The 25589-nt window shown below is 64.5% G+C and carries 28 protein-coding genes; 21 read left to right on the top strand and 7 right to left on the bottom strand.

Translation table 11 applies throughout. The features are described 5' to 3' along the window. Positions 1 to 4: 4 nt before the first annotated feature. The 5 genes from mmsB to ACM62G_RS08310 all read left to right on the top strand — a co-directional run bounded on the left by mmsB (position 5) and on the right by ACM62G_RS08310 (position 5769). Positions 5 to 892 (top strand): 3-hydroxyisobutyrate dehydrogenase, encoded by an 888-nt coding sequence (mmsB, locus tag ACM62G_RS08330; RefSeq protein WP_054063724.1) that lies wholly within the window; start codon positions 5 to 7, stop codon positions 890 to 892. Positions 893 to 1017: 125 nt separating this feature from the next. Next, entirely contained in the window at positions 1018 to 3381 is a 2364-nt protein-coding gene (locus ACM62G_RS08325; protein WP_054058579.1) for a DNA polymerase II, read from the top strand. 162 nt (positions 3382 to 3543) lie between these two features. Continuing rightward, a complete protein-coding gene (locus ACM62G_RS08320; protein WP_054063725.1) occupies positions 3544 to 3780 on the top strand; it encodes a DUF2790 domain-containing protein in 237 nt (78 codons plus the stop codon). A 94-nt stretch (positions 3781 to 3874) separates the two neighbouring features. After that, a complete protein-coding gene (locus ACM62G_RS08315) occupies positions 3875 to 5092 on the top strand; it encodes a cytochrome c biogenesis protein DipZ (RefSeq protein WP_419736985.1) in 1218 nt (405 codons plus the stop codon). A 272-nt stretch (positions 5093 to 5364) separates the two neighbouring features. Then, complete coding sequence (locus ACM62G_RS08310; RefSeq protein WP_419736984.1) at positions 5365 to 5769, top strand: hypothetical protein; 405 nt, start codon at positions 5365 to 5367, stop codon at positions 5767 to 5769. 85 nt (positions 5770 to 5854) lie between these two features. Here the strand turns inward: ACM62G_RS08310 and ACM62G_RS08305 are convergent, their stop codons facing one another. After that, complete coding sequence (locus tag ACM62G_RS08305; RefSeq protein ID WP_017903103.1) at positions 5855 to 6202, bottom strand: cupin domain-containing protein; 348 nt, start codon at positions 6200 to 6202, stop codon at positions 5855 to 5857. A 134-nt stretch (positions 6203 to 6336) separates the two neighbouring features. After that, the gene (locus ACM62G_RS08300; RefSeq protein ID WP_054058572.1) at positions 6337 to 6651 is read right to left on the bottom strand and encodes a putative quinol monooxygenase; all 315 of its coding nucleotides are present in this window, start codon (positions 6649 to 6651) and stop codon (positions 6337 to 6339) included. 194 nt (positions 6652 to 6845) lie between these two features. Here ACM62G_RS08300 and ACM62G_RS08295 point away from each other — a divergent pair, with 194 nt between their 5' ends. The 7 genes from ACM62G_RS08295 to ACM62G_RS08265 all read left to right on the top strand — a co-directional run bounded on the left by ACM62G_RS08295 (position 6846) and on the right by ACM62G_RS08265 (position 12302). Then, on the top strand, positions 6846 to 7436 hold the full coding sequence (locus tag ACM62G_RS08295) for an NAD(P)H-dependent oxidoreductase (RefSeq protein WP_054058571.1): 591 nt from the start codon (positions 6846 to 6848) through the stop codon (positions 7434 to 7436). Between the two features lie 55 nt (positions 7437 to 7491). After that, the gene (locus ACM62G_RS08290) at positions 7492 to 8400 is read left to right on the top strand and encodes a LysR substrate-binding domain-containing protein (RefSeq protein ID WP_419737499.1); all 909 of its coding nucleotides are present in this window, start codon (positions 7492 to 7494) and stop codon (positions 8398 to 8400) included. 129 nt (positions 8401 to 8529) lie between these two features. Continuing rightward, a complete protein-coding gene (locus tag ACM62G_RS08285) occupies positions 8530 to 9423 on the top strand; it encodes an NAD-dependent epimerase/dehydratase family protein (RefSeq protein WP_273824601.1) in 894 nt (297 codons plus the stop codon). Positions 9424 to 9563: 140 nt separating this feature from the next. Further along, the gene (locus ACM62G_RS08280) at positions 9564 to 9932 is read left to right on the top strand and encodes a glyoxalase superfamily protein (RefSeq protein ID WP_273824603.1); all 369 of its coding nucleotides are present in this window, start codon (positions 9564 to 9566) and stop codon (positions 9930 to 9932) included. Between the two features lie 114 nt (positions 9933 to 10046). Next, positions 10047 to 11396, top strand: coding sequence for a UDP-N-acetylmuramate:L-alanyl-gamma-D-glutamyl-meso-diaminopimelate ligase (gene mpl, locus ACM62G_RS08275; protein ID WP_054058568.1), 1350 nt, complete (start codon positions 10047 to 10049; stop codon positions 11394 to 11396). Beyond that, positions 11393 to 12022, top strand: coding sequence for a flavin prenyltransferase UbiX (gene ubiX / locus ACM62G_RS08270; RefSeq protein ID WP_419736983.1), 630 nt, complete (start codon positions 11393 to 11395; stop codon positions 12020 to 12022). Before mpl ends, ubiX begins: the two co-directional genes overlap by 4 nt. Beyond that, positions 12015 to 12302 (top strand): YceK/YidQ family lipoprotein, encoded by a 288-nt coding sequence (locus ACM62G_RS08265; protein WP_054058567.1) that lies wholly within the window; start codon positions 12015 to 12017, stop codon positions 12300 to 12302. The genes ubiX and ACM62G_RS08265 overlap by 8 nt, the downstream gene beginning before the upstream one ends. A 152-nt stretch (positions 12303 to 12454) precedes the next feature. Here the strand turns inward: ACM62G_RS08265 and ACM62G_RS08260 are convergent, their stop codons facing one another. The 3 genes from ACM62G_RS08260 to ACM62G_RS08250 form a co-directional block, all read right to left on the bottom strand. After that, positions 12455 to 13096: a nucleoside-diphosphate sugar epimerase gene (locus ACM62G_RS08260; RefSeq protein WP_054058566.1), complete on the bottom strand. Its 642-nt coding sequence runs from the start codon at positions 13094 to 13096 to the stop codon at positions 12455 to 12457. A 27-nt stretch (positions 13097 to 13123) separates the two neighbouring features. Further along, positions 13124 to 14842: a C13 family peptidase gene (locus ACM62G_RS08255; protein WP_054058565.1), complete on the bottom strand. Its 1719-nt coding sequence runs from the start codon at positions 14840 to 14842 to the stop codon at positions 13124 to 13126. 111 nt (positions 14843 to 14953) lie between these two features. Continuing rightward, positions 14954 to 15409, bottom strand: coding sequence for a MaoC family dehydratase (locus ACM62G_RS08250; protein WP_054058564.1), 456 nt, complete (start codon positions 15407 to 15409; stop codon positions 14954 to 14956). Positions 15410 to 15571: 162 nt separating this feature from the next. Here ACM62G_RS08250 and ACM62G_RS08245 point away from each other — a divergent pair, with 162 nt between their 5' ends. The 3 genes from ACM62G_RS08245 to ACM62G_RS08235 are packed head-to-tail and all read left to right on the top strand — an operon-like array spanning position 15572 to position 17250. Further along, on the top strand, positions 15572 to 15934 hold the full coding sequence (locus ACM62G_RS08245) for a CidA/LrgA family protein (RefSeq protein ID WP_054058563.1): 363 nt from the start codon (positions 15572 to 15574) through the stop codon (positions 15932 to 15934). Next, positions 15931 to 16647, top strand: coding sequence for an LrgB family protein (locus ACM62G_RS08240; RefSeq protein WP_054063730.1), 717 nt, complete (start codon positions 15931 to 15933; stop codon positions 16645 to 16647). Before ACM62G_RS08245 ends, ACM62G_RS08240 begins: the two co-directional genes overlap by 4 nt. A 12-nt stretch (positions 16648 to 16659) precedes the next feature. After that, entirely contained in the window at positions 16660 to 17250 is a 591-nt protein-coding gene (locus ACM62G_RS08235) for an LON peptidase substrate-binding domain-containing protein (RefSeq protein ID WP_054058561.1), read from the top strand. Positions 17251 to 17409: 159 nt separating this feature from the next. Here ACM62G_RS08235 and ACM62G_RS08230 read toward each other — a convergent pair whose 3' ends face one another. Both ACM62G_RS08230 and ACM62G_RS08225 read right to left on the bottom strand, forming a co-directional pair. Next, positions 17410 to 18726: a bifunctional DedA family/phosphatase PAP2 family protein gene (locus ACM62G_RS08230; RefSeq protein ID WP_419736982.1), complete on the bottom strand. Its 1317-nt coding sequence runs from the start codon at positions 18724 to 18726 to the stop codon at positions 17410 to 17412. A 15-nt stretch (positions 18727 to 18741) separates the two neighbouring features. Next, on the bottom strand, positions 18742 to 19428 hold the full coding sequence (locus tag ACM62G_RS08225; RefSeq protein WP_054061509.1) for a DNA-3-methyladenine glycosylase: 687 nt from the start codon (positions 19426 to 19428) through the stop codon (positions 18742 to 18744). A gap of 179 nt (positions 19429 to 19607) precedes the next feature. Here ACM62G_RS08225 and ACM62G_RS08220 point away from each other — a divergent pair, with 179 nt between their 5' ends. The 6 genes from ACM62G_RS08220 to rodA all read left to right on the top strand — a co-directional run bounded on the left by ACM62G_RS08220 (position 19608) and on the right by rodA (position 25577). Beyond that, positions 19608 to 20879, top strand: a complete 1272-nt coding sequence (locus ACM62G_RS08220; RefSeq protein ID WP_419736981.1) for a glutamate-5-semialdehyde dehydrogenase — start codon at positions 19608 to 19610, stop codon at positions 20877 to 20879. A gap of 28 nt (positions 20880 to 20907) precedes the next feature. Beyond that, positions 20908 to 21570 carry a nicotinate-nucleotide adenylyltransferase gene (gene nadD / locus ACM62G_RS08215; protein ID WP_273824737.1) on the top strand — a complete coding sequence of 221 codons (663 nt, stop codon included), beginning with the start codon at positions 20908 to 20910 and terminating at the stop codon, positions 21568 to 21570. 66 nt (positions 21571 to 21636) lie between these two features. Beyond that, entirely contained in the window at positions 21637 to 22062 is a 426-nt protein-coding gene (gene rsfS / locus ACM62G_RS08210; protein ID WP_054060068.1) for a ribosome silencing factor, read from the top strand. Between the two features lie 9 nt (positions 22063 to 22071). Then, positions 22072 to 22539 carry a 23S rRNA (pseudouridine(1915)-N(3))-methyltransferase RlmH gene (gene rlmH, locus ACM62G_RS08205; RefSeq protein WP_003185785.1) on the top strand — a complete coding sequence of 156 codons (468 nt, stop codon included), beginning with the start codon at positions 22072 to 22074 and terminating at the stop codon, positions 22537 to 22539. Positions 22540 to 22548: 9 nt separating this feature from the next. Further along, the gene (gene mrdA / locus ACM62G_RS08200; RefSeq protein WP_054060067.1) at positions 22549 to 24435 is read left to right on the top strand and encodes a penicillin-binding protein 2; all 1887 of its coding nucleotides are present in this window, start codon (positions 22549 to 22551) and stop codon (positions 24433 to 24435) included. A 38-nt stretch (positions 24436 to 24473) separates the two neighbouring features. After that, positions 24474 to 25577 carry a rod shape-determining protein RodA gene (rodA, locus tag ACM62G_RS08195; protein WP_010446724.1) on the top strand — a complete coding sequence of 368 codons (1104 nt, stop codon included), beginning with the start codon at positions 24474 to 24476 and terminating at the stop codon, positions 25575 to 25577. Positions 25578 to 25589: the final 12 nt, after the last annotated feature.

Here is a 25589-nt window from a genome sequence, read left to right as displayed (position 1 = left end):
GGCCATGAAGATCGCATTTATCGGACTGGGCAACATGGGCGCGCCAATGGCGCGCAACCTGATCAAGGCCGGGCACAGCCTGAACCTGTTCGACCTGAACCAGACGGTGCTCAAGGAACTGGCGGCCCTCGGCGGGACCATCAGCACCTCGCCCAAGGCCGCGGCCGAGGGCAGCGAACTGGTGATCACCATGCTGCCGGCCGCCGCCCATGTGCGCAGCGTCTGGCTGGGCGAGGACGGGGTGCTGGCCGGGATCGGCGCCGGCGTGCCGGCGGTGGACTGCAGCACCATCGATCCGCAGACCGCCAAGGACGTTGCCGCCGCGGCGGCGAAACAGAATGTGGCGATGGCCGACGCGCCGGTATCCGGCGGTACCGGTGGCGCGGCGGCCGGGACCCTGACCTTCATGGTCGGCGCTTCCCAGCCATTGTTCGCCACCCTGCAACCGGTGCTGGCACAGATGGGCCGCAACATCGTCCATTGCGGCGAGGTCGGCACCGGGCAGATCGCCAAGATCTGCAACAACCTGCTGCTGGGCATCTCGATGATCGGCGTCAGCGAGGCCATGGCCCTGGGCGCCGCCCTGGGCATCGACACCCAGGTGCTGGCCGGGGTGATCAACAGTTCCACCGGCCGCTGCTGGAGTTCCGACACCTACAACCCCTGGCCGGGCATCATCGACACCGCACCGGCGTCGCGCGGCTATACCGGCGGCTTCGGCGCCGAACTGATGCTCAAGGACCTGGGCCTGGCCACCGAGGCCGCGCGCCAGGCCCACCAGCCGGTGGTCCTCGGTGCCGTGGCGCAGCAGTTGTACCAGGCCATGAGCCTGCGCGGGGAGGGCGGCAAGGACTTCTCGGCCATCATCGGTGCCTATCGCAAACCCGAGTAAGGTTTTTTCCGGGGGCTCGCGTCGGGCGGGTCCCCGGTTTTTTCCGGGACGTGCGTCCAAACGTTATCCGCGTATCCCCCGGCACAGTAGAATGACTGCCGAGAATCGGTTTCGAGGGGGCGGTGGTGGATCTACAGCAGGGTTTTGTCCTGACCCGGCATTGGCGCGACACCCCCGCGGGTACGCAGGTCGAATTCTGGTTGGCGACCGACGCCGGCCCCCGTCACGTGCGCTTGCCGCCACAACCCTCGGTTGCCTTCATTCCCGCCGAACAGCGCGAGCGTGCCGCCCAGCTGTTGAGCAAAGAGCGGGGGGTGGAATGGCGCCCGCTGGCACTGATGGATTTTCACCACCGCCCGGTGTGCGGCCTGTATTGCCAGCAGCACCGGCAGTTGATGAACATCGAGAAGCTGTTGCGCCAGGGCGGGGTGGATGTCTACGAGGCCGATATCCGCCCTCCCGAGCGCTTTCTCATGGAGCGTTTCATCACCGCGCCGGTGTTGTTCGCCGGTACGCCGAATACCGACGGGCCGCTGCTCGATACCCAGCTCAAGGCGACGGCGGACTATCGGCCACGGCTCAGGCTGGTGTCCCTGGACATCGAGACCACCATGCAGGGCGAGCTGTATTCCATCGCCCTGGAAGGTTGTGGCGAGCGCCAGGTGTACATGCTCGGGCCGCCGAACGGTGACGCCAGCCAGGTCGATTTCAAGCTCGACTATCGAGCGAGCCGCGGTGAACTGCTCGAAGCCCTGAACGACTGGCTGGCCCGGCACGATCCGGATGCAATCATCGGCTGGAACCTGGTGCAATTCGACCTCAAGGTGCTGCATGAACATGCCCAGCGCCTGAGCATCCCGCTGCGCCTGGGGCGTGGGGGCGATGTCATGGGCTGGCGCGACAACGGTGCGCGCAACACCCACTACTTCGCCGCGGCGGCCGGCCGGCTGATCATCGACGGCATCGAGGCGCTGCGTTCGGCGACCTGGAGCTTCCCGTCCTTCAGCCTCGAATACGTGGCGCAGCACCTGCTCGGCGAGGGCAAGTCGATCGACAACCCCTACCAGCGCATGGACGAGATCAATCGCATGTTCGCCGAGGACAAGCCGGCCCTGGCGCGCTACAACCTCAAGGACTGCGAGCTGGTCACGCGGATATTCGACAAGACCCAACTACTGACCTTCCTGCTCGAACGCGCCACTGTCACCGGCCTGCCGGCCGATCGCAGCGGCGGTTCGGTGGCGGCCTTCACCCACCTGTACATGCCGCTGATGCATCGCCAGGGTTTCGTCGCGCCGAACCTCGGCGAACGCATGCCCGAGGCCAGCCCCGGCGGTTTCGTCATGGACTCGCGGCCCGGGCTGTACGAGTCGGTGCTGGTACTGGACTACAAGAGCCTGTACCCGTCGATCATCCGTACCTTCCTGATCGACCCGGTGGGGCTGATCGAGGGCCTGCGGCATCCCGACGACAGCGAGTCGGTGGCGGGCTTTCGCGGGGCGCGTTTCTCCCGCACGCGGCACTGCCTGCCGTCGATCGTCGAGACGGTCTGGCAGGGCCGCGAGGCGGCCAAGCGCGACGGCAATGCGCCGCTGTCCCAGGCCCTGAAGATCATCATGAACGCCTTTTACGGCGTGCTCGGTTCCAGTGGCTGCCGTTTCTTCGATACGCGCCTGGCCTCGTCGATCACCCTGCGCGGGCACGAGATCATGCGCCGCACCCGGCAACTGATCGAGGCCCAGGGCTACACGGTGATCTATGGCGATACCGACTCGACCTTCGTCTGGCTCAAGCGCGCCCATGGCCAGGAGGAGGCCGCGCAGATCGGCCGCCAACTGGTGGCCGGGGTCAACGACTGGTGGCGCGAGCACCTGAAGCAGGAACTGGGCCTGGACAGTGCCCTGGAACTGCAGTTCGAAACCCATTTCAGCCGCTTCCTGATGCCAACCATCCGCGGGGCCGAGGAGGGCAGCAAGAAGCGTTATGCCGGGCTGGTGGTGCGTGCCGACGGCCGCGAGGAGATGGTCTACAAGGGCCTGGAAACCGTGCGCAGCGACTGGTCGCCATTGGCGCAGGCGTTCCAGCAGGAGCTGTACCGACGCATCTTCAGCCGCCAGCCCTACCAGGATTACGTCCGTGACTACGTGCGGCGTACCCAGGCGGGCGAGCTGGATGACCTGCTGGTGTATCGCAAGCGCCTGCGCCGGCGGCTCGGCGACTACGAGCGCAACGTGCCGCCGCAGGTGCGGGCGGCACGCCTGGCCGATGAATACAACGTCGCCCAGGGGCGGCCGCGACAGTACCAGGGCGGCGGCTGGATCAGCTACGTGATTGCCCAGGCCGGGCCGGAGCCGCTGGAGGTGCGTCGGTCGCCCATCGACTACGAGCACTACATCACCAAGCAGTTGCAGCCGGTGGCGGACGCGATCCTGCCGTTCGTGCAGGACGATTTCACCACCCTGATCGGTGGGCAGATGGGTCTGTTCTGAGGGTTTTGTATTGCAATGTATCTGGGAGGGGCGGTGATACTTGCGCACTTCAGAACCCTGGCTTGCGCACACATTCGAGATACCTCAAGGGCGTCAAATAGGTTCCAGGGAGGCAGACAACACTGGCTCCAACCAACCGAATACACACTTGAGGAAATCGCCATGAAACTGAAAGCACTCTGCACCGCCGGCCTGTTGTCCGCCCTGAGCCTCCTGGCCATCGCCGCCCCGGCCCAGGCCGCCAGCGCCAAACCGGATATCCGGCACGTGGTGTCGATCACCACCGATGCCATGGGCAGTTGCGATGTCGCCAAGGCGCACCTGACCTACCTGGACTCCCAGGGCCAGACCCACACCCTGGAATACGGCAAGTTCGCCAGTTGCAACCTGGGCAGCTGAGGCCTTGGGAACCCGCCTCACGCTCTCTCCTCCACCCGCATGAAACCGTACCGCGTCGCGGTCGGTTTCATGCCTGCATCTGCCAGGTGACGTCATGCTGCTTATCGCTTTCCTCGGTGGGATACTGACGGTGCTCAGTCCTTGCATCCTGCCGGTCGTACCCTTCCTTTTCGCGCGGGCCGATCGTTCCCGCTCGTCGGTGCTGTTGACCCTGGGCGGCATGGCGCTGACCTTCGCCCTGGTGTCGAGCCTGGCGGTGGTCAGCAGCGCCTGGGTGATCCAGGCCAACGCTGCCGGCCGTCAGTTGGCGCTGATCGTGATGGTGCTGTTCGCCCTGTCACTGATTTCCGCCCGCGCGGGGGCCTGGCTGTCGCGGCCGTTCGTGCTGCTGGGCAATCGCCTCGATCCGGCGGCGCGGCAGCTGTCGGGGCCGTTGGCCGCGCTGCTGGTCGGCGTCGCCACCGGGCTGTTGTGGGCGCCCTGTGCCGGACCGATTCTCGGCGTGATCCTGACCAGCGCCATGCTGCAGGGCGCCAATGCACAGACCAGCCTGTTGCTGCTGGCCTATGGCCTGGGCAGTGCGTTGTCTCTCGGCACGCTGATCTTCGCCGGCCGTGGCCTGGTCAACCGGCTCAAGCCTTCCATCCCGGTGACCGGCTGGCTGCGGCGTGGGGCCGGCGTGCTGGTCCTGCTGTCGGCGGTGCTGATCTCGACCGGGGCGAACAACGCCCTGCTCGCCGGCACCTCGTCACAGGGCTCGGCGTCGGTGGAGCAGAGCCTGCTCAAGCAGATCCCGCGGGCCATCGACTACGTGATCAGCAAGGCCAATGCGGCCACGTCGGTCGACCTCGAAGCCAAGGGCGCGATGCCTGCGCTGGACGGTGCGGTGGAGTGGCTGAACTCGGCGCCGCTCAACCGTGAGTCCCTGCGCGGCAAGGTGGTGCTGGTGGACTTCTGGACCTTCGACTGCATCAACTGCCAGCACACCCTGCCCTATGTGAAGGACTGGGCGAAGAAATACGAGAAGGACGGGCTGGTGGTGATCGGCGTGCATACCCCCGAATATGCCTACGAGAAGATCCTCGGCAACGTGCGCCAGCAGGTGAAGGAACTGGGGATCGGTTACCCGGTGGCGATCGACAACGACTACCGTATCTGGCGGGCGTTCGATAACCAGTACTGGCCGGCCCACTACCTGATCGATGCCAAGGGGCAGGTGCGCTACACCCATTTCGGCGAAGGCCGTTATGACGAACAGGAAAAGGTCATCCAGACCCTGCTGCAGGAGGCCAAGGCTGGCAGTGCCAACTGAGCCCCGGAATCCGGCAGCGATAGCCGCAAGGTCCCGCCACGGACCTTGCGGCTTTTTTGTGGGCGGGTGTTCGAGTGGCACCGGGCTCGGGCATCGGCACGTTGTATCAGACTGTGTACGTGGCCCGCCGCCATACAGTGCGCCACCTTATCGCCCGTTCGCGACACACGGTGGATACAGCCCTGCGTTGAAATGTACCTGTCGAACGGTGAGGCCGATCCAGGCCCCACCCAACTCTCAGAGTCTTACTCACAAACGCAGGAGTATTACCCATGTTCAAGTTCTCTACCGCTTCCCTGGCCCTCACCCTGGCTTTGGTCGGTGGCCTCGGCCTGGCGAATGCCGCTTCGGCCAATGTGCCGGCAACCGGGTTCGGCGCGATCAACCAGCATCGGCTGGCGGAGGGTGGATCTGACCGTCTGCTGGAGCGTCGTGTGGCGGAAGGTGGTTCCGATCGCCTGCTGGAGCGCCGTGTGGCGGAGGGCGGCTCGGACCGTTTGCTGGAACGCCGTGTAGCGGAAGGTGGTTCCGATCGTCTGCTGGAGCGCCGTGTAGCGGAAGGTGGTTCCGATCGTCTGCTGGAGCGCCGTGTAGCGGAAGGTGGCTCTGATCGTCTGCTGGAGCGTCGTGTAGTCGAAGGTGGCTCGGATCGCTTGCTGGAACGTCGTGTCGCTTGAAGATTGACGACCTCTCGAACCGTTCCTCACGACAGGGCCCCGTGTCTTTCGAGACGGGGCCCGGATCGAAACGCGTCTGGTGCTGTCAGGCGAACACGAAGTACTTGCGCACGGTCTCGACGACTTCCCAGGTGCCCTTCATGCCTGGCTCGACGATGAAGATATCGCCGGCCTTCAAGTGAATCGGCGCCTGACCGTCCGGCGTGATGATGCAGTAGCCTTCCTGGAAGTGGCAGTACTCCCACTTCACGTAATCGACCCGCCACTTGCCCGGGGTGCAGATCCAGGTGCCCATGATCTTGCTGCCGTCTTCGCTGTTGTAGGCGTTGAGGTTGACGGTGTGCGGATCGCCTTCGAGCTTTTCCCATTTGCAGGCGTCGAGCACCGGCAGTGGGTGGGTATCGCGCAGAACGGTAATCGGTGGATTGGACATGCTGGGCTCCGGGCACAGGTTCTGAATGAAGCCTGCACCCTAACGGGGGCGCCCGCCGCAGGGATGTCCAGGCTCGACATCCAGCTGTCCATGCGCGCACAGGCCGTTTTCGCCCGGCAGGGGGCCGCTGTTGATCAGCGGCTGGCCGAGGATGGGCTGAGCATGTCGATCAGGCGGATCTCGAAATCCCGCTCGAGGAACGCCATGCGCTGCTCGTGAAATGCCCGCATGTGCGGCAGCGCCGAGTGCACGTCCAGATGAGCCTTCGATTGCCAGATCTCGTAGAAGATGAACAGGGTCGGGTCGGCGTGGTCGCGCAGCATGTGGTATTCGATGCAGCCGTCTTCCCGGCGGCTGGGTTCGACATAGGCGCGAAACAGCGCCTCGAAGGCCTCGGCCTTTTCCGGGCGGGTCTTGGCATGCAGGATAAAACCGTAGGGTTGGCTCATGGATTCACTCCGGGCAGGACAGGTTCTGGAAGCCGTCAATGCTAAGGCAACAATACGTCGAGCATTCGTGCCGTTACAGCAAAAGCGATTTGCGTCAGCCACGCTTTTTCGCCGTGCGTGCGAGGGCTAACCTGCGCCCGCACTTGAACCTGTCGACCGGGCTGCCCTTGGGGCCGCCCTCCATGAGACCGACCATGAAAAAGATCCTGCTACTCAACGGCGGCAAGGCGTTCGCCCACTCCGCCGGCCGCTACAACGCCACCCTGCATGAAACCGCCGTGGCCTACCTCGATCGCTCCGGTTGCGATGTCAGACAGACCTGGATCGACCAGGGCTACGATGTCGCCGAGGAAGTTGCCAAGTTTCTCTGGGCCGACGTGATCATCTACCAGATGCCTGGCTGGTGGATGGGCGCGCCCTGGACGGTGAAGAAGTACATCGACGAAGTGTTCACCGCGGGCCACGGCAGCCTCTACGCCAACGATGGCCGGACGCGTTCCGACGCCTCGCAGAAGTACGGCAGCGGTGGTCTGATCCAGGGCAAGCAGTACATGCTGTCGCTGACCTGGAACGCGCCACGGCAGGCTTTCGACGACCCCACCGATTTCTTCGAGGCCAAGGGCGTGGATGCGGTCTACTTCCCGTTTCACAAGGCCAACCAGTTCCTCGGCATGAGCGGCCTGCCGACCTTTCTCTGTGTCGACGTGATGAAGGTACCGGCCATCGAGGCGGATATCCGGCGCTACGAGCAGCACCTGGCAGAGGTTTTCGATTTGCCGAAGTGAGGTTCCTTTTGCCTCGAGGCCGGCTAATATCAGGTTCTTGAGTTGAGAGGTGAGTGTGAAAGCCAGGTCGGATGAGTTGCAGATCTTCGTCTGCGTGATCGAGTGCGGTTCGATTTCCGCAGCGGCCGAACAGGTCGGGCAGACGCCGTCGGCGGTCAGCCGCAGCCTGTCGCGGCTGGAGGCCAAGCTCGAGACCACGCTGATCAATCGCACCACGCGACGCATGGACCTGACCGAGGAAGGCAAGTTTTTCTTCGAGCGGGCCAAGCAGATCCTCGAGCAGATGGACGAGTTGGAAGAACGCCTGGCCCTGCGCCAGCAGACCCCCGCCGGGCGCCTGCGTATCAACGCCGCCTCGCCGTTCATGCTGCACGCGGTGGTCCCGTACATCGCCGAGTTTCGCAGCCTGTACCCGGACATCCAGCTGGAACTCAACAGCAACGACCTGATCATCGACCTGCTGGAGCAGAGCACCGACATCGCCATCCGCATCGGCCACCTGGCGGATTCGACCCTGCATGCCCGCTCGCTGGGCAGCAGCCCGCTGAACATCCTGGCCAGCCCCGCCTACCTGGCGCGTTACGGTGAGCCGGTCAGTGTCGATGAGCTGTCCCGACACACCCTGCTGGGGTTCACCCAGACCGAAACGCTCAATCACTGGCCGTTGCGGCATGCCCAGGGCGACCGCTGGCAGATCCGCCCCGACCTCAGCGCCTCCAGCGGCGAGACCCTGCGCCAACTGGCGCTGGAGGGGCAGGGGATCGTCTGCCTGTCGCACTTCATGACTCACCAGGACATCCAGTCCGGCCGCCTGCAGGTGATCCTCCCCGAAGCCAACAGCGGCTACCGCCAGCCGATCCATGCGGTGTACTACCGCAACTCGCAGTTGGCGCTGCGTATCCAGTGCTTCCTCGATTTCATCCAGGGCAAGCTGGTGGGGTATGCGGGGCCCGTGGTGGCATAGCCCTGACGCTGGGCGCCAGCTCTTGATTCGTGACTCCAGCGCAAGAGTGAATTGGGCAATAGGGGGTTATTCGGCACGGATAAGTTTTCGATACTCGCTCCATCACTTATCCATGCAGGGAGTTTCTCCATGAACGTATTCGTTACCGGCGCCGCCGGTTTCATTGGCGGTTCCATCGCGACCGGGCTGGTCGCTGCCGGCCATCGGGTCACCGGGCTGGTGCGCAGTGCCGAGCAGGTGCAGGAACTGCGTGATTTGGGCATTACCCCGGTGGTCGGCAGCCTGGACGACAGCGAACTGCTCGCCGAGCAGGCGCGCCAGGCCGATGCGGTGATCAACGCTGCCAGCAGCGACCATCGCGGTGCGGTGGAGGCGCTGCTCGACGCCTTGCGTGGTTCCGACAAGGTGTTGCTGCACACCAGCGGTTCGAGCATCGTCGGTGACGCCTCCGGCGGCAAGGCCAGCGATATCGTCTATTACGAAGGCCGGCTGCCGGAACCGACCGTCGACAAGGCGGCGCGGGTGGCCATCGACCACCGGGTGCTCGACGCGGCTAAATCCGGCGTGCGCTCGGCGGTGCTCTGCAACACCCTGATCTACGGCCACAGCCTGGGCGTCAAGCGTGACAGCGTGCAGTTGCCGCGCCTGCTCAAGCAGGCCCGCAAGCGTGGCGTGGTCCGGCACGTCGGGAGCGGGCAGAACATCTGGTCCAACGTGCACATCGAGGATGTGGTGGCGCTGTACCTGCTGGCGTTGACCGGCAATCGGCCGGGCACCTTCTATTTCGTCGAAAGCGGCGAAGCCTCGTTCATCGACATGACCACCGCCATGGCCAGGGCGCTGAACCTGGGTGAGCCGCAGGATTGGCCGTTGGCGGACGCCGAGGCCGAGTGGGGTTATGAGATGGCCAATTACGGCCTGGGTTCCAACAGCCGGGTCCGCGGCAGCAACGCCCGTGAACTGCTGGGCTGGGTACCCAAGCGCAACTCGGTGATCGACTGGATCCTCAACGAGATGGTTTGAGCCCAAGCGGCTATGCTGGTGATTGGCGTCAGGTTTTTGCGAACGAGGTCGCGCTTTTGCGCGATAATGGCACTGAGCCACTAAAGAAACCCGTTCCATGGCCGAAGCGCTTTGATCCAGAACCGCCAGGAAGACCTGACATGAGCTTCGGTAAGACCACCCCCATTCTGCGAATTTTCGACGAGGGCAAGGCGTTGGAGTTCTACGTCGACTTCCTGGGTTTCCAGGTCGACTGGCAGCATCGTTTCGAGCCGGGCTTCCCCTTGTATCTGCAGGTGTCCAAGGGCAATTGTGTGTTGCACCTGAGCGAGCATCACGGTGATACCACTCCGGGTTCGGCGCTGCGTATCGAGACCGACGAGCTGGAGGCCTTTCGCGAACAACTGCTGGCCAAGGGCTTCGGCTACGCCCGTCCGGAAATCCAGGCCATGCCCTGGGGCAGCATGGACATGCCGATCGCCGACCCGTTCGGCAACCGCCTGGTGTTCACCAACGCGATCTGCGTCTGAGCCACAGGGCTTCGAATCGATGTCGAAGCCCTGCCAGTCACCTCGAATCTGAAACACAAGGTGCGATTTCGCCCGCCCTGGGCTAACCTGCGGCCATGTTTTACGAGGTCGACTATGCACATTCATATTCTGGGTATCTGTGGCACCTTCATGGGCTCGATGGCTGTTCTGGCCAAGGAACTGGGTCACCACGTGACGGGCTCCGATGCCAATGTCTATCCGCCGATGAGCACGCAACTGCAGGCCCAGGGCATCGAACTGACCCAGGGTTATGACCCGGCCCAGCTCGATCCGGCCCCGGACCTGGTGGTGATCGGCAATGCCATGTCCCGTGGCAACCCCGCGGTCGAGTACGTGCTGAACAAGGGCCTGCCCTACGTGTCCGGCCCGCAGTGGCTGGCCGACCATGTGCTGCAGGGACGCTGGGTCCTGGCCGTGGCCGGCACCCACGGCAAGACCACCACCAGCAGCATGCTCGCCTGGGTGCTGGAGCACGCGGGCATGAGCCCGGGCTTCCTGATCGGCGGCGTGCCGCAGAATTTCTCGGTATCGGCGCGTCTGGGCGGCACGCCGTTCTTCGTGATCGAGGCCGACGAGTACGACAGCGCGTTCTTCGACAAGCGCTCCAAGTTCGTCCACTACCATCCGCGCACGGCGATCCTGAACAACCTGGAGTTCGACCACGCGGACATCTTCCCCGACCTGCCAGCCATCGAGCGGCAGTTCCACCACCTGGTACGGACCATCCCCAGCGAAGGACTGGTCATTCACCCGACCACCGAGCCGGCGTTGAAGCGGGTGATCGACATGGGCTGCTGGACCCCGGTGCAGACCACCGGTGCCGGTGGCCAGTGGCAGGCGCGCCTGCTCAGCGAGGACGGTTCGCGTTTCGAGGTGCTGTTCGAGGGCGTGGCCCAGGGCACGGTCGAGTGGGAACTGACCGGCCAGCACAACGTCGCCAATGCCCTGGCCACCCTGGCCGCGGCGCGGCATGTCGGCGTGGTGCCGACGATGGGTATTGCCGGTCTGAGTGCGTTCAAGAGCGTCAAGCGGCGCATGGAAAAGGTCGCCGAAGTCCACGGCGTGACCATCTACGACGACTTCGCCCACCATCCGACCGCCATTGCCACGACCCTCGACGGCCTGCGCAAGAAGGTCGGCGATGCACCGGTGATCGCCATCATCGAACCGCGTTCCAACTCCATGAAACTGGGCGCTCACCGCGATGGCCTGCCGGAGAGCGTGGTTCAGGCCGATCAGGTGATCTGGTACGCGCCGGCCAATCTCGGCTGGGACCTGGGTGCCACGGCGGCCTTGTGCAGTGTGCCGTCGATTGTCAGCGACTCCCTGGAGGGCATCATCGAACGGGTGAAAAGCCAGGCCAAGCCCGGCACGCACGTGGTGATCATGAGCAACGGCGGCTTCGGCGGGCTGCACGGCAAACTGGCCGAGGCCCTGCGGTGAACGGCCCGGAGCGTATCACCCTGGCGATGACCGGCGCCTCCGGGGCGCAGTATGGTTTGCGCCTGCTCGATTGCCTGGTGCGCGAGGACCGCGAAGTGCACTTCCTGATCTCCAAGGCGGCGCAGTTGGTGATGTCGACGGAGACGGACGTCACCCTGCCGCCCAAGCCGCAGGCGATGCAGGCGTTCCTCACCGAGTACACCGGGGCCCAGGCCGGGCAGATCCGCGTGTACGGCAAGGAGGATTGGATGTCGCCGGTGGCCTCCGGCTCCGGCTCGCCGGCGGCGATGGTGGTGGTGCCATGCTCCACCGGGACCTTGTCGGCCATCGCCACGGGCGCCTGCAACAACCTGATCGAGCGGGCGGCGGACGTGACCCTCAAGGAGCGTCGGCAACTGATCCTGGTGCCGCGCGAGGCGCCGTATTCGAGCATTCATCTGGAGAACATGCTCAAGCTGTCGAACATGGGCGTGACGATCCTGCCGGCTTCGCCGGGCTTCTATCATCAGCCGCAGACCATCGACGACCTGGTGGATTTCGTGGTGGCGCGGATTCTCAATCTGTTGAATATCCCCCAGGACATGCTGCCGCGCTGGGGTGAGCATCATTTGAACAGCAATGAGTAAGGCGCTGCTGGGCCTGCTGCTGGCACTGCAACTGGCGGGTTGTGCGACGGCGCGGACGCTGGATGCCGGCAAGGCCGGGGCGCCGCTCGTCTATGCCGGCACGCGGTTGGACCTGTACGCGTTGCAGGGTGGCTGTTGTGCCCGTGACCGGTTCGGCGCCGAGGCGCCGGGGTATCCTGGGTTGGACCTGCCGGCGAGTGCCTTGCTCGATACGCTGCTGTTGCCGTTGTCGGTGTTCACGGCGTTGGGCGTCGGGTTTCAGGCGACGGGTGGGTTGTAGGGCCGGCGATCGTGTTTTGCCCCTTCGCGGGCAAGCCGGATCGCCGCGCCGCCCGCTCCTGCAGGCGGTCGAATCGGTTCACGCGGTCCTGTAGGAGCGCGGCTTGCCCGCGAAGAGTCCCGCCCTGGCAACAAAAATCTACCTGGCGAAAGCTACTTGCCGAGCCGGCGCAACTCATCCGACTCGACGATCCGCACCCCGTCCTGCTCCTCCAGCGCCAGGCGCCACAGCGCCCGGGCCAGTTGGCAGGCCTCGATCCCGCGATACTTGCCGGGAATCAGCTTCGACAGCGGTGCCGCCAACTGTTCGGCCAGGCGCGGTTCGCTACGCTCGCCGATCAGCAGCGACGGCCGGGCGATGGTCAACTGCGGCCAGCCCTGGGCCTTCAGCGACTCCTCCATCTCACCCTTGACCCGGCTGTAGAACACCTTGGATTTCGGGTTGGCGTCCACCGCGCTGACCACGATCAGGTGCCGCGCGCCCAGTTCCCGCGCACGCTTGCCGAAAGCCACCACCATATCGTGATCGACAGCGCGAAAGGCTTCTTCGGAGCCGGCGAGCTTGATCGTGGTGCCCAGGCAGCAGATCGCCAGGTCGACCCGGCCGCTCAGTTGCGGCAGGAAGATCGCCGGGTCGCCGACCGGGTTCTCCAGGTGCGGATGTTTCGCCAGTGGGCGACGCGAAGGGGCGAGGACGCGACTGACCGTGGGTTCGTTGAGCAGTCGGTCCAGCAGATGTTCACCGGTCAGGCCGGTGGCTCCAGCGAGCAGGATGTGCTGAGGCGTCAAGTACATAAAATATCTCCCTTGATACGAATCAGCTTAGTTGCTCTTGGCGCCCTTGCTGTCCAGTGAAGCGCTTTGCAACGCTTTTCTTGCCTGTTGCTTGCGTAGCTGCTGCCAGTGGGCCAGCACGCCCTTGGGGGCCCAGATCTGCGGTTCCGACGCCTCGAAATTGTCCGCCTGCTCACGTTCGGCAACATGGGCCTTGGCCAGGTTGAAGGCCTGCTGCAGGTCGTCGGTCTGGTTCAGGGCCTGGGCGAACAGGGCATCGCCGAAGTAGGTGAAGTCCGCTTCCTCGGAGCAGCCGAAGGACACCCGGTCGGCCCGCGAGGCGGTCATGATCAGGGTTCTTTCATCCTTGAGGGCCGGAATGAAGCCGCCGGAGTAACAGGCCGAAATGACGATGACCTTGTCGCGGTTCTTCAACGGGGCCAGGGCCTGGGCCATTTCATCGGCGGGCAGGTCGGCCAGTTCCAGGCGTGGCTGGTCCAGCACCAGTTCATGGGCGTGGGTACCGTGGCTGGTCAGGTAGATGAAGATCAGGTCTTCCGGGCCACTGCGTTCGGCCAGGGCCTGGGCGGCCCGGTGCAGGTTTTCGCGAGTGGCCATCGGCCGGTCGATCAGGTGATCGCGATGGTTCACCAGGCTGATCTGGCCATAGGCGCCAAAGCGGGTGGCGAGCATCTTGCCGACATAGTCGGCTTCACGCAGGAAGACGCTCTGCTTGCCGTCGCCGGCCAGCACCAGGCTGTACAGCTCGATGGCCGGCGTGGAGGCCGGAACCGCGGCGAGGGCTTTTTCCAACAGGGGCCCCTGGGCCAGCAGGCCCAGTTCGAGCTGGTCCGGCAGCAGTTTGCCATCGGCCTCGCGAACCCGCTGGCCATTGCTCCAGATGCCGCTTTGCACCCGGCCGTCCGCCAGGGTCAGGATGCCCCGGCCCTCGTACGTGTCGCTGGCGAACTCGCCGACATAGTGGCTGCCATCGGCCAGGTTCAACTGGCCGAAACCGTTGAAGCGCCATTCGCTGAACTCACCGCGATAATGGCTGCCATCGACGCCGATCAGTTCGCCCTGGCCATTGAGTACGCCGTCCTTGAACTCGCCGATCCAGACATCGCCGTCGGCGTTTTCATAGCGGCCCTTGCCGTTCAGCTGGTTGTGCCGGAAACCGCCGGCGTACTGGTCGCCTTCGGCACTGTTGAAGGTCCCGACGCCTTCCAGCTGGCCGTTGACGAAACGCCCGGTGAACTGGTTGCCGCTGGCATCGCTGCGCTGGCCCTCGCCGTTGGGCTTGCCGTGGGCGAACTCGCCCTGGTATTGGCTGCCGTCTTCCAGTTCGAGGTGGCCGAGGCCGGAATACTGGTCGTCCCTGAATTCGCCGCGGTAGGTCATGCCGGCTTCCTTCAGGGTGCCTTCGCCGTTGCGTCGGCCCAGCTTGAAACCGCCGGTGTAGCTGCTGTCATGAAGGGTCAGGGTGCCCTGGCCATGGAACAGGCCCTGCTGGAACTGGCCCTTGTAGACCTCGCCGTTGCTGCCGTGCCACTCGCCGTCGCCATGCCACTGGCCATTGAGGAACTGGCCGGCATACCAACTGCCGTTCGGGTAGTCGATGCGCCCCTGGCCTTGCAGCAGGCCATTGACCACTTCCCCACGGTAGCGGCCGCCGTCCGGCAGACGGGCGTCCGGCGGTAGCAGTGATTCGCCATCACCGCAGGCGGTGAGCAACAGGGTCAGGGCAAGGGGTGCAAATGGGCGCATGACGGGATCCGGGCAATTAGGGGACCGAGTATGCCGAAGCATTGTGTCGTGTCCAGAGGTAAAGCACGAAACAGCACCGTCGCCGCTTCGTGCCGCAGCCCGGATGTCGCTTCAGACGAAGCAGAGCGACAGAGGTTCAGCGATATAGGCAGGTTTTTCCTGGCCTTCGATCTCCAGCGTGGCGGTTGCCTTGAGCAGCCACTGGCCCGGCTTTTTCTCGGTGGCGTCGACCAGCTCGACCTTGAGCCGCACCCGCGAGTCGACCTTGACCGGCTGGATGAAGCGCACGCTGTCCAGGCCATAGTTGACGACCATCTTCAGGCCTTCGGGCAGGATCAGGATGTCCTCCATCAGCTTGGGGATCAGCGACAGCGAGAGAAAGCCGTGGGCAATGGTGCTGCCAAAAGGTGTTTGCGCGGCCTTGACCGGGTCGACGTGGATGAACTGATAATCGCCGGTGGCCTCCGCGAACAGGTTGATGCGCTCCTGGTCGATGGTGAACCATTCGGAACGTCCCAGTTCCTTGCCGACATAGTCTTTGAGTTGCGCTACGGGTACATAGGGCATTGAGCCTCTCCTTGGTCGTTCGGGGTCAGGCCTTGGGTTGCAGCCCTTGGCATCCACTGTAGATCATCACGGCCGTTGTGCCCGGTCAAGCGACCATGGCTTTGGCGAATGCCGGCGTATCGGCATGCTTATAATGGGGTGCGTTGACAAGGGGGAGTACGGATGTTGCTGCGCGGCCTGACCTGGCTGGTGCTGTTCCAGTTGCTTGGCACGGCTATCAATCATTTGTGTGTACCGATGTTGCCGGGGCCGATCATCGGCCTGCTGCTGTTGCTGGCCTTCCTGCTGATTCGGGGTGAGGTCGGGGCACCGTTGAGCGAGGCGGCCAGCAGCCTGCTGCGCTACCTGCCGTTGCTGCTGGTGCCGCCGGCCGTGGGCGTGATGGTCTACGCCAGCGATATCGCCGCGGATTTCTGGGCCATTGTCGGCTCGCTGGTGCTGTCGGTACTGATTTCCATGGCCCTGGTCGGGGTGCTGATGAACTGGCTGATCCGGCGCAAGGATCGGCGCGAGGGCGAACGATGACATTGGATTGGCAAGGGGCGTGGGCGGCGGTGATTCACCATCCGCTGTTCGGTATTGGAATCACCCTGGGTGCCTATCAACTGGTGCTGGCGGGGTTCGAGAAAACCCGCTGGATCTTCCTGCAGCCGGTGCTGGCGTCGATGGCGCTGGTGGTCGGTGTGCTGTTGCTGTGTGGCCTGGACTATGCCGAATATCGCAAGAGCACCGAGATTCTCGGCATCCTGCTCGGCCCGGCGACCGTTGCCCTGGCGGTGCCGCTGTACCTCAACCTGCGGCGGATCCGACAATTGTTCTGGCCGATTTTTACTACGCTGGTGATTGGTGGCGTGATTGCCACTGGCCTGTGCGTGTTGCTGGGTTGGTGGTTCGGCGCCGAGCCGCGGATGCTGATGACCATGGCACCGAAATCGGTGACGTCCCCCATTGCGATGCTGGTGGCCGAGCAGATCGGCGGTGTGGCCGCCCTGGCGGCGGTGTTCGTGCTGATCACCGGGGTGATCGGCGCTATTGCCGGCCCACCCATGCTGACCCGCCTGGGTGTGTTGCGGCCCGAGGCCAGGGGCATGGCCCTGGGCATGACCGCCCATGCGGTGGGCACCTCGGTGGCCCTGCAGGAAAGCGACGAATGCGGCGCCTTCGCGGCGCTGGCGATGAGTTTGATGGGCGTGACCACTGCGGTACTGTTGCCCCTGATCGTCACCTGGATGGTTTAAGGAAACCCTTGTATGAGCTTGGCGCTGTTCCCCCTGAACACCGTGCTGTTTCCCGGCTGCACCCTCGATCTGCAGATTTTCGAGGCGCGTTACCTGGACATGATCAGCCGCTGCATGAAGCAGGGCAGCGGTTTTGGCGTGGTGTGCATCCTTGAAGGCGAAGAGGTCGGCCCGGCGCCGCAGGGCTTCGCCCGGATCGGCTGCGAGGCGCTGATTCGCGATTTCCAGCAGCAGGACAACGGTCTGCTGGGGATCCGGGTCGAGGGCGGCCGGCGCTTTCGTGTGCTCGACAGCGAATTGCAGAAGGACCAGTTGACCGTCGCCCAGGTGCAGTGGCTGGACGAGGTTCCCGAACAGCCGCTGCAGGATGAGGACGAAGACCTGGTGGCCCTGCTCAAGGCCCTGGCCGAGCACCCGATGGTCGCGGCGTTGAACATGGGCACCGAGGCCGGTGGGCAGCAGTCGCTGGCGAACCAGTTGGCTTATCTGCTGCCGTTTTCCGATCTGGACAAGATCGATCTGCTGGAGCTCGATGATCCGCAGCAGCGCCTGGATGCGATCCAGGAACTGCTCGACGAGTTGCAGGGCGAACTGTTCGCCTAGTGACCTGTGTGGCTAATTTCGCACACTCAACTCCGGGTCCAGGGTTTCGCCAGACTGCGTTGCCATTCCTCGCCGTAGCTCGGCTGCGACTCGTCATGGCGCCTTGCCTGGCAAACCCCTGGACCCGAATTTGAGTATTCGGATTAACCGTACAGGCCACTAGTAGGCATACCGCAGCAGCTGTTGCGGTAAGTGCCACAGCGCGTGTGAACCGTACAGGGCCACCGCGGCTGGCAGGATCAGCCACCAGGCCCGGGGCGACAGGGCGTGCAATGGCATGTGGCGCTGGCTCAGGGTCAGGCTGGCGGCGAGCACGGCAATGGCCAGCAGCGCGCCGGCGAGGATGTCCGTCGGCCAGTGGGCGCCCAGGTAAACCCGTGACAAGGCCACCGCGAATGCCGGCAGGCAGCCCAGCAGCAGCCAGGTCGTGCGCATCCGTGGGGGCTGGTCGCGGCCGGCCAGTACCGCCAGTACCAGGAAGAAGGCGAACGAGCCCGAGCTGTGACCGCTGGGCATGCTGTAGCTGGTGATCGGGTCGCTGAGGACTTCCGGACGCATGCGGGCGAACAGATGCTTGGTGGCGGTGTTGCCGATGGCGGTGACGGCCAGGGTGCCGCCAAAAAACAGCGCATGCCGCCATTGCCGGGCCAGCAGCAACAGCAGCGTGAGCACCGTTGCGACGGTGAACTGGGTGCGGAAGTCGCCCAGGCGGGTGATGATCACGGCGATCAGGTCGAAGCTGCTGTCACGGTGTTCCTGGACCAGTGCCATCAGCCCCTGGTCGAACGCCTGCAAGTGCGGGTAGCCGAGGAACAGGCCGGCCAGCAGCAACAGGCTCAGCCCGGAAATCAGCAGCGTGGCCCGTGGATGGCGCTGGAGGCTGCAATGGATGCACAGGCCGATCAGGGCCGCGAGGCCCGCCGCGACCACCGCGGTCTGCGGCCAGAACCCCTCGGGCAGCGGCAGGCGGAACGCCGCGCCGGTGGCCCAGCCCGGCAGCAGGTAGGCCACCGACCAGCCGGCGCCGGCAAGCAGGCTGACGCCGATGAAGCGTGGCAGCGGCATGTCGCACATGCCGGCGATCATCGGCAGCATTGGCCGCAACGGGCCGATGAAGCGTCCTACCAGCAGGCTGGCGATGCCGTAGCGCTGGAAGTAGGACTCGGCACCGTTCATCCATTCCGGGTGCTGACGCAGGCCGGGAAGGCGGCGGATGTTCTGGTGAAAACGCCGGCCCAGGGTGTAGGACAAGCCGTCGCCGAGCAGGCCGCCGAGAAACCCCAGCAGCAGGGTTTCACCCAGCGACAGGGCGCCGCTGCCGGCCAGGACGGCGATGGCGAACAGTAGGACGGTGCCCGGCACGATGATGCCGGCGATGGCCAGGCATTCGACGCAGGCGACGATGAACACGGCCAGGCCGAGCCACTGCGGATTGGCTGTCAGCCAGCCGGTGATGCTATCGAGCCATGGGCCCATGGGCGATTTCCTTGTTCAGGGTAGCAGGTGGTAGTCCCTGCCTTCGACCTGGCCCCGGCGCAGCGGGTTGCGGGTGCAGCAGGTGGCATATTCGGCATCGACGAAGCGATACATCAGGTGCTCATCCCTGCCCAGGGGGATGCCCAGGCGGGTGGTCTGGATGATGCGTGCCGGCCGGTTGCCGACGTCTTCGACGAACAGCCGCTGCGGGTCGAAGCGCTTGGCGTCCCAGATCGGCACTTTCAGGCCCAGCGCCTTGCACAGCAGGGTCTGGCCGGCACACAGTTTCTGCGCCGGGCGCGGGCCGCCCTGGGCGTCCGGGTTGTTCAGTTGCATCTGCGCCAGGCTGGCGGGGCCTGAGCGGTCATCGGTCCAGGGATAGGCCGACTTGATCAGCACGGCGTTCCCCGGCCCCCGGGCACTGAAGTTCAGAGAGTCGCCACCGCGAGCGTAGTACATATAGATGTGCCCGCCATCCAGAAACAAAGCCTTACGCTTTTCTGTATAGCCGAGGGAGGCATGGCTGCCTTTTTCCTCGAAGTAGTAGGCTTCGGTCTCTATGATGCGTGCCGCGAGCCACAGATCGCCGACCCGATGACGTATGACTTTTCCCAGCAGTTCGCGGGCGAGCAGTTGCGCGTCGCGGTCGAAAAAGCTGTCTGGCAGGGCGTTTGGCAGGGGGAGGGGTGTCAGATTGGACATCGTCGCTGATGGGCATTCCGGACTGTTTGGAGGCCAATCATACCGATTTTGTGCTTAATTCAGGCTGAATGGCGGCTGTTTGTGCGGCATTTCGACCATCCGCCCGGCACCGCTGTCCGTCAGGCGGCGCGACAGCTATAATCGGCCGCTTTCTTCTTTGCCAAGACCTCCTCAAGACCATGACCGAGTCCGTTCCTGACTACATGACCCGCCTGGGCCGCGCAGCCCGCGAGGCTTCCCGCGTGATCGGCCGGACCAGCACCGCGCAGAAGAATCGCGCGCTGCACGCTGCCGCCGCCGCGCTGGATGCGGCGCGTGACGAACTGGTCGCCGCCAATGAGCTCGACCTGGCCGCTGCCCGCGCCAATGGTCTGGAGCCGGCGCTGGTCGAGCGTCTGGCACTGACGCCGGCGCGGATCGACAGCATGATCGTCGGTCTGCGCCAGGTAGCGAACCTGCCGGACCCGGTCGGGGCGATCCGCGACATGAGCTACCGGCCGTCGGGTATCCAGGTCGGCAGGATGCGCGTGCCGCTGGGGGTCGTGGGGATCATCTACGAATCGCGGCCGAACGTGACCATCGATGCCGCCAGCCTGTGCCTGAAGTCCGGCAACGCGACGATCCTGCGTGGCGGCTCCGAAGCGATCCACTCCAACCGTGCCATCGCCACCTGCATCCAGCGCGGCCTGGACGAGGCCGGCCTGCCGGCGGCCGTCGTGCAGGTGGTGGAAGTCACCGACCGGGCAGCTGTCGGGGCGCTGATCAGCATGCCCGAGTATGTCGACGTGATCGTACCCCGTGGCGGCAAGGGCCTGATCGAGCGGATCAGCCGCGATGCCCGGGTGCCGGTGATCAAGCACCTGGACGGCATCTGCCACGTGTATGTCAGCGCCCGTGCCGACCTCGACAAGGCCCGGCGCATCGCCTTCAACGCCAAGACCTATCGCTACGGCATCTGCGGCGCCATGGAGACCCTGCTGGTGGACAAGGCCGTGGCCGAGTCCTTCCTGCCGGCCATGGCCGAGCAGTTCCGGGCCAAGGGTGTCGAGCTGCGTGGCTGCGCGCGGACCCGGGCGATCATCGAGGCCGTGGCGGCGACCGAAGAGGACTGGAACACCGAATACCTGGCGCCGATCCTGTCGATCCGCGTCGTCGACGGCCTGGACATGGCCGTCGAGCACATCAACGGCTACGGTTCCCATCACACGGACTCGATCGTCACCGAGGATCTGGCCGAGTCCCGGCGCTTCATGGCCGACGTCGACTCCAGCTCGGTGATGCTCAACACCCCGACCTGCTTCGCCGATGGTTTCGAATACGGGCTGGGTGCCGAGATCGGCATCTCTACTGATAAGCTGCACGCCCGCGGACCGGTCGGTCTGGAAGGCCTGACCTGCGAGAAATACATCGTGGTCGGCGACGGGCAGTTGCGTGGCCAGGAGTCGCTCTGACTTGGTCGGCAAACGCCAGTCAGCCGCCGTGCCCCCTCGCGAAGTTCCACCTCGGCGCATCGGTGTGCTCGGCGGAACCTTCGACCCGGTGCACATCGGCCATTTGCGCAGTGCCCTGGAGGTTGCGGAACTGATGGACCTCGATGAGTTGCGCCTGATGCCCAGCGCCCGGCCACCTCATCGCGACACGCCGCAGGTTTCGGCGCGTGCCCGGCTGGCGATGGTCGAATGCGCAGTGGCCGGTATCGCGCCGCTGGTGGTCGACGACCGGGAGCTGCAGCGGGACAAGCCGTCCTACACTATCGACACCCTGGAACTCATGCGGGCCGAGTTGGCCGCCGAGGACCAGGTGTTTCTGTTGCTGGGCTGGGACGCATTCTGCGGCCTGCCCACCTGGCATCGCTGGGAGGAGTTGCTCCTGCATTGCCACATCCTGGTGCTGCAACGCCCGGATGCCGACAGCGAGCCGCCGGATGCCTTGCGCAACCTGCTGGCCGCACGGTCGGTCAGCGACCCGAAGGCCCTGCCGGGGCCTGGCGGGCATATTACATTCGTCTGGCAGACGCCCCTCGCGGTGTCGGCCACCCAGATCCGTCAACTGCTGGCCAGCGGTAAGTCGGTACGTTTCCTGGTGCCTGACGCGGTCCTGGCCTATATCGATGCGCACGGTCTGTACCGTGCGTCGAACTGAAGGTGGGTTTCAACGCCGCAAGTTGCGCGAAGAAATCGCCAAACATACGAGCTGAATGAGTTTTATATGACGAACAAAGAAGTTTTGAACGGCGCGGACATCGTCGAAGTGGCCAAGGCCGCACTGGAAGACGTCAAGGCCCAGGATATCCAGGTCATCGACGTGCGTGACAAGAACAGCATCACCGACTACATGGTGATCGCCACCGGTACCTCCAACCGCCAGATCAACGCGATGCTGGACAAGGTACGCGAGAACGTGAAAGCCAAGGGCCTGCGTCCGCTGGGCGAGGAAGGCAAGGGCGACAGCGACTGGGTGCTGCTGGACCTGGACACCGTCATCGTGCACATGATGACCGCCTCGGCTCGCCAGTTCTACGACCTGGAGCGCCTGTGGGCCGGTGCCGAGCAGAGCCGTTCGGCCAGCGCTGCCCACCACAGCCCGGAAAACTCCCATGAGCACTTCGCCAAGCTCAACAAGGACATGGAATAAGGGTCGCCCGTGCGTCTGCGTCTGATTGCCGTCGGTTCCCGCATGCCCAAATGGGTGGAAGAGGGTTGGCATGAGTATGCCAAGCGTCTGCCTTCCGAACTGGCGCTGGAACTGGTGGAGATACCGCTCAATACCCGGGGCAAGAATGCCGACGTGGCTCGTTTCATCCGTCAGGAAGGCGAGGCCATGCTGGCCAAGGTCGGCCCCAACGAGCGGATCGTCACGCTGGAGGTCCACGGCAAGCCGTGGAGCACCGAGCAGTTGGCGGTCGAACTGGATCGCTGGCGCCTGGATTCGCGTACGGTCAACTTCATGGTCGGTGGCCCCGAGGGGCTGGCGCCGGAAGTCTGTGCACGGGCCGATCAGCGCTGGTCGCTGTCGCCGCTGACGCTGCCGCACCCGCTGGTGCGGATTCTGATCGGTGAACAGCTGTATCGTGCCTGGACCGTGCTGTCCGGCCACCCCTATCACAAATAAGCCTGCCGAATGACCCAGCCGATTCGCCTCAAGGACCACGAGAAAGACGCCCGTCTGGTGCGTAACCGTGTCGTGGTCGGCGCGGTGGTGGTCGTGCTGCTGATTTGTGTGCTGATCGCCCGCCTGTATTTCCTGCAGGTGATCCAGTACGACTACCACTCGACCCTGTCGGAAAACAACCGCGTCCATGTGCAGTCGATCCCGCCGCCCCGCGGCCTGATCTACGACCGCAATGGTGTGGTGGTGGCCGATAACCGGCCGAGTTTCAGCCTGAGCATGACCCGCGAACGGGCCGGCAACTGGCAGGAAGTGCTGGATGTGATCGTCGAGGTGTTGCAACTGACGCCCGAGGATCGCGTGCTCTTCGAAAAACGCATGCGCCAGGGGCGCCGGCCGTTCGAGCCGGTGCCGATCCTGTTCGAGCTCACCGAGGAGCAGATCGCCCGCGTCGCCGTGAACCAGTTCCGCCTGCCGGGCGTCGAGGTGGTCGCGCAGTTGGTTCGCCATTATCCACAGGGCGCGCACTTCGCCCATTCGGTGGGTTACATGGGGCGGATCAACGAAAAGGAGGCCAAGGTCCTCGACCCGGTGAACTACAGCGGTACCCACCATATCGGCAAGACCGGCATCGAACGCTTCTACGAGGCGGAGCTGCATGGCCAGGTCGGTTACGAGGAGGTCGAGACCAACGCCCGCGGTCGTATCCTGCGGGTGCTCAAGCGCACCGATCCGGTACCGGGCAAGGACATCGTCCTCAGCCTGGACATCAAGCTGCAGGAAGCCGCCGAGGAAGCCCTGGGTGGCCGTCGTGGCGCGGTGGTGGCGCTCGATCCGAGCACCGGCGAGGTGCTGGCAATGGTCAGCCAGCCGAGTTTCGACCCGAACCTGTTCGTCACCGGCATCAGCTTCAAGGCCTACGCCGAACTGCGCGATTCCATCGACCGGCCGCTGTTCAACCGGGTGTTGCGCGGTCTGTACCCGCCCGGCTCGACCATCAAGCCGGCGGTGGCGATCGCCGGCCTGGACAGCGGTGTGGTCAACGCCTCGACGCGAGTCTTCGACCCCGGCTACTACGAGTTGCCGAACTACGATCACAAATACCGCAACTGGAACCGCACCGGCGACGGCTGGGTCGACCTCGACACGGCGATCATGCGTTCCAACGACACCTATTTCTACGACCTGGCCCACAAGCTGGGGATCGACCGCCTGGCCAGCTACATGAACAAGTTCGGCCTGGGCCAGAAGGTCTCCCTGGACATGTTCGAGGAATCGCCGGGGCTGATGCCGTCGCGCGAGTGGAAGCGCACCACGCGCCGCCAGGCCTGGTTCCCGGGCGAGACGCTGATCCTCGGGATCGGCCAGGGCTACATGCAGGCCACGCCGCTGCAACTGGCCCAGGCCACGGCCCTGGTGGCGAACAAGGGCGTGTGGAACCGGCCGCACCTGGCCAAGACCATCGAGGGCCAGCGGCCGAAGGATGACAACCCGATGCCGGATATCGTCCTGCGCAACCCGTCGGACTGGGACAAGGTCAACCACGGCATGCAGCAGGTGATGCACGGTGCCCGTGGTACCGCGCGCAAGGCCTCGATCGGCGCGCAGTACCTGATCGCCGGCAAGAGTGGTACGGCTCAGGTCGTGGCGATCAAGCAGGGTGAGAAATATGATCGCTCGAAGGTCCTGGAACGCCATCGCGACCACGCGTTGTTCGTCGGCTTTGCCCCGGCCAACAACCCCAAGATCGTCGTCGCGGTGATGGTCGAGAACGGCGAGTCCGGTTCCGGCGTCGCGGCGCCGGTGGTCCGCCAGGTGATGGATGCCTGGCTGCTCGGCCCGGATGGCCGGCTCAAACCTGAATACGCTGGCACTACTACCGCGGAGGCTACGCCGTGATTGCCAATTTCGATCGCATCCTCTCCAGTGAGGATGTGATGCGCCGCCGGGCCACCCTGTTGCAGCGCATGCACATCGACGGCCCGTTGCTGGTCCTGCTGCTGACCCTGGCGGCCGGCAGCCTGTTCGTCCTGTACTCGGCCAGCGGCAAGAGCTGGGACCTGCTGATCAAGCAGGCGACGTCCTTCGGTATCGGCCTGGTGTCGATGATCGTCATTGCCCAGTTCGAGCCGCGTTTCATGGCCCGCTGGGTGCCCCTGGCCTATGTGCTGGGGGTCATGCTGCTGGTGGTGGTGGACGTCATGGGCCACAACGCCATGGGCGCCACGCGCTGGATCAACATTCCCGGGGTGATTCGTTTCCAGCCGTCGGAATTCATGAAGATCCTGATGCCGGCGACCATCGCCTGGTACCTGTCCAAGCGCACCCTGCCGCCGCAGCTCAAGCATGTGGGGATCAGCCTGATGCTGATCGGCGTGCCCTTCATCCTGATCGTCCGCCAGCCCGACCTCGGCACCTCGCTGCTGGTGCTGGCGGGCGGCGCGTTCGTGCTGTTCATGGGGGGCCTGCGCTGGCGCTGGATCCTCAGCGTGCTGGCAGCGGCGGTACCGGTGGCGGTGGGCATGTGGTTCTTCATCATGCACGACTACCAGAAGCAGCGGATCCTGACCTTCCTCGACCCGGAAAGCGACCCGCTGGGGACCGGCTGGAACATCATCCAGTCCAAGGCCGCCATCGGTTCCGGCGGCGTGTTCGGCAAGGGCTGGCTGCTGGGCACCCAGTCGCACCTGGACTTCCTGCCGGAAAGCCACACCGACTTCATCATCGCGGTGATGGGCGAGGAGTTCGGCCTGGTGGGGATCTGCGTCCTGCTGCTGCTATACCTGTTGCTGATCGGTCGCGGGCTGGTGATCACCGCCCAGGCCCAGACCCTGTTCGGCAAGCTGCTGGCTGGCAGCCTGACCATGACTTTCTTCGTTTATGTTTTCGTCAATATCGGTATGGTCAGTGGCCTGTTGCCTGTCGTCGGGGTGCCGTTGCCGTTCATTAGCTACGGCGGAACTTCGCTGGTGACACTGCTGTCAGCGTTTGGGATTTTGATGTCGATCCATACCCACCGTAAGTGGATCGCACAGGTTTGATTAAGGTGAACA

This window comes from Pseudomonas sp. COR18, assembly GCF_048568395.1.
Taxonomy (GTDB): Bacteria; Pseudomonadota; Gammaproteobacteria; order Pseudomonadales; family Pseudomonadaceae; genus Aquipseudomonas; species Aquipseudomonas fuscovaginae_B.
Note: the sequence above shows the minus strand (reverse complement) of the source record. Positions and strands in the feature narration are given on the sequence as shown.

Excerpts from the sequence above, each read along its gene's own strand:
- mmsB (WP_054063724.1), top strand. The coding sequence starts at position 5 with ATGAAGATCGCATTTATCGGACTGGGCAACATGGGCGCGCCAATGGCG.
- ACM62G_RS08320 (WP_054063725.1), top strand. The coding sequence starts at position 3,544 with ATGAAACTGAAAGCACTCTGCACCGCCGGCCTGTTGTCCGCCCTGAGC.
- ACM62G_RS08315 (WP_419736985.1), top strand. The coding sequence starts at position 3,875 with ATGCTGCTTATCGCTTTCCTCGGTGGGATACTGACGGTGCTCAGTCCT.
- ACM62G_RS08310 (WP_419736984.1), top strand. The coding sequence starts at position 5,365 with ATGTTCAAGTTCTCTACCGCTTCCCTGGCCCTCACCCTGGCTTTGGTC.
- ACM62G_RS08305 (WP_017903103.1), bottom strand. The coding sequence starts at position 6,202 with ATGTCCAATCCACCGATTACCGTTCTGCGCGATACCCACCCACTGCCG.
- ACM62G_RS08300 (WP_054058572.1), bottom strand. The coding sequence starts at position 6,651 with ATGAGCCAACCCTACGGTTTTATCCTGCATGCCAAGACCCGCCCGGAA.
- ACM62G_RS08295 (WP_054058571.1), top strand. The coding sequence starts at position 6,846 with ATGAAAAAGATCCTGCTACTCAACGGCGGCAAGGCGTTCGCCCACTCC.
- ACM62G_RS08285 (WP_273824601.1), top strand. The coding sequence starts at position 8,530 with ATGAACGTATTCGTTACCGGCGCCGCCGGTTTCATTGGCGGTTCCATC.
- ACM62G_RS08280 (WP_273824603.1), top strand. The coding sequence starts at position 9,564 with ATGAGCTTCGGTAAGACCACCCCCATTCTGCGAATTTTCGACGAGGGC.
- mpl (WP_054058568.1), top strand. The coding sequence starts at position 10,047 with ATGCACATTCATATTCTGGGTATCTGTGGCACCTTCATGGGCTCGATG.
- ACM62G_RS08265 (WP_054058567.1), top strand. The coding sequence starts at position 12,015 with ATGAGTAAGGCGCTGCTGGGCCTGCTGCTGGCACTGCAACTGGCGGGT.
- ACM62G_RS08260 (WP_054058566.1), bottom strand. The coding sequence starts at position 13,096 with ATGTACTTGACGCCTCAGCACATCCTGCTCGCTGGAGCCACCGGCCTG.
- ACM62G_RS08255 (WP_054058565.1), bottom strand. The coding sequence starts at position 14,842 with ATGCGCCCATTTGCACCCCTTGCCCTGACCCTGTTGCTCACCGCCTGC.
- ACM62G_RS08250 (WP_054058564.1), bottom strand. The coding sequence starts at position 15,409 with ATGCCCTATGTACCCGTAGCGCAACTCAAAGACTATGTCGGCAAGGAA.
- ACM62G_RS08245 (WP_054058563.1), top strand. The coding sequence starts at position 15,572 with ATGTTGCTGCGCGGCCTGACCTGGCTGGTGCTGTTCCAGTTGCTTGGC.
- ACM62G_RS08240 (WP_054063730.1), top strand. The coding sequence starts at position 15,931 with ATGACATTGGATTGGCAAGGGGCGTGGGCGGCGGTGATTCACCATCCG.
- ACM62G_RS08235 (WP_054058561.1), top strand. The coding sequence starts at position 16,660 with ATGAGCTTGGCGCTGTTCCCCCTGAACACCGTGCTGTTTCCCGGCTGC.
- ACM62G_RS08230 (WP_419736982.1), bottom strand. The coding sequence starts at position 18,726 with ATGGGCCCATGGCTCGATAGCATCACCGGCTGGCTGACAGCCAATCCG.
- ACM62G_RS08225 (WP_054061509.1), bottom strand. The coding sequence starts at position 19,428 with ATGTCCAATCTGACACCCCTCCCCCTGCCAAACGCCCTGCCAGACAGC.
- ACM62G_RS08220 (WP_419736981.1), top strand. The coding sequence starts at position 19,608 with ATGACCGAGTCCGTTCCTGACTACATGACCCGCCTGGGCCGCGCAGCC.
- rsfS (WP_054060068.1), top strand. The coding sequence starts at position 21,637 with ATGACGAACAAAGAAGTTTTGAACGGCGCGGACATCGTCGAAGTGGCC.
- mrdA (WP_054060067.1), top strand. The coding sequence starts at position 22,549 with ATGACCCAGCCGATTCGCCTCAAGGACCACGAGAAAGACGCCCGTCTG.
- rodA (WP_010446724.1), top strand. The coding sequence starts at position 24,474 with ATGCGCCGCCGGGCCACCCTGTTGCAGCGCATGCACATCGACGGCCCG.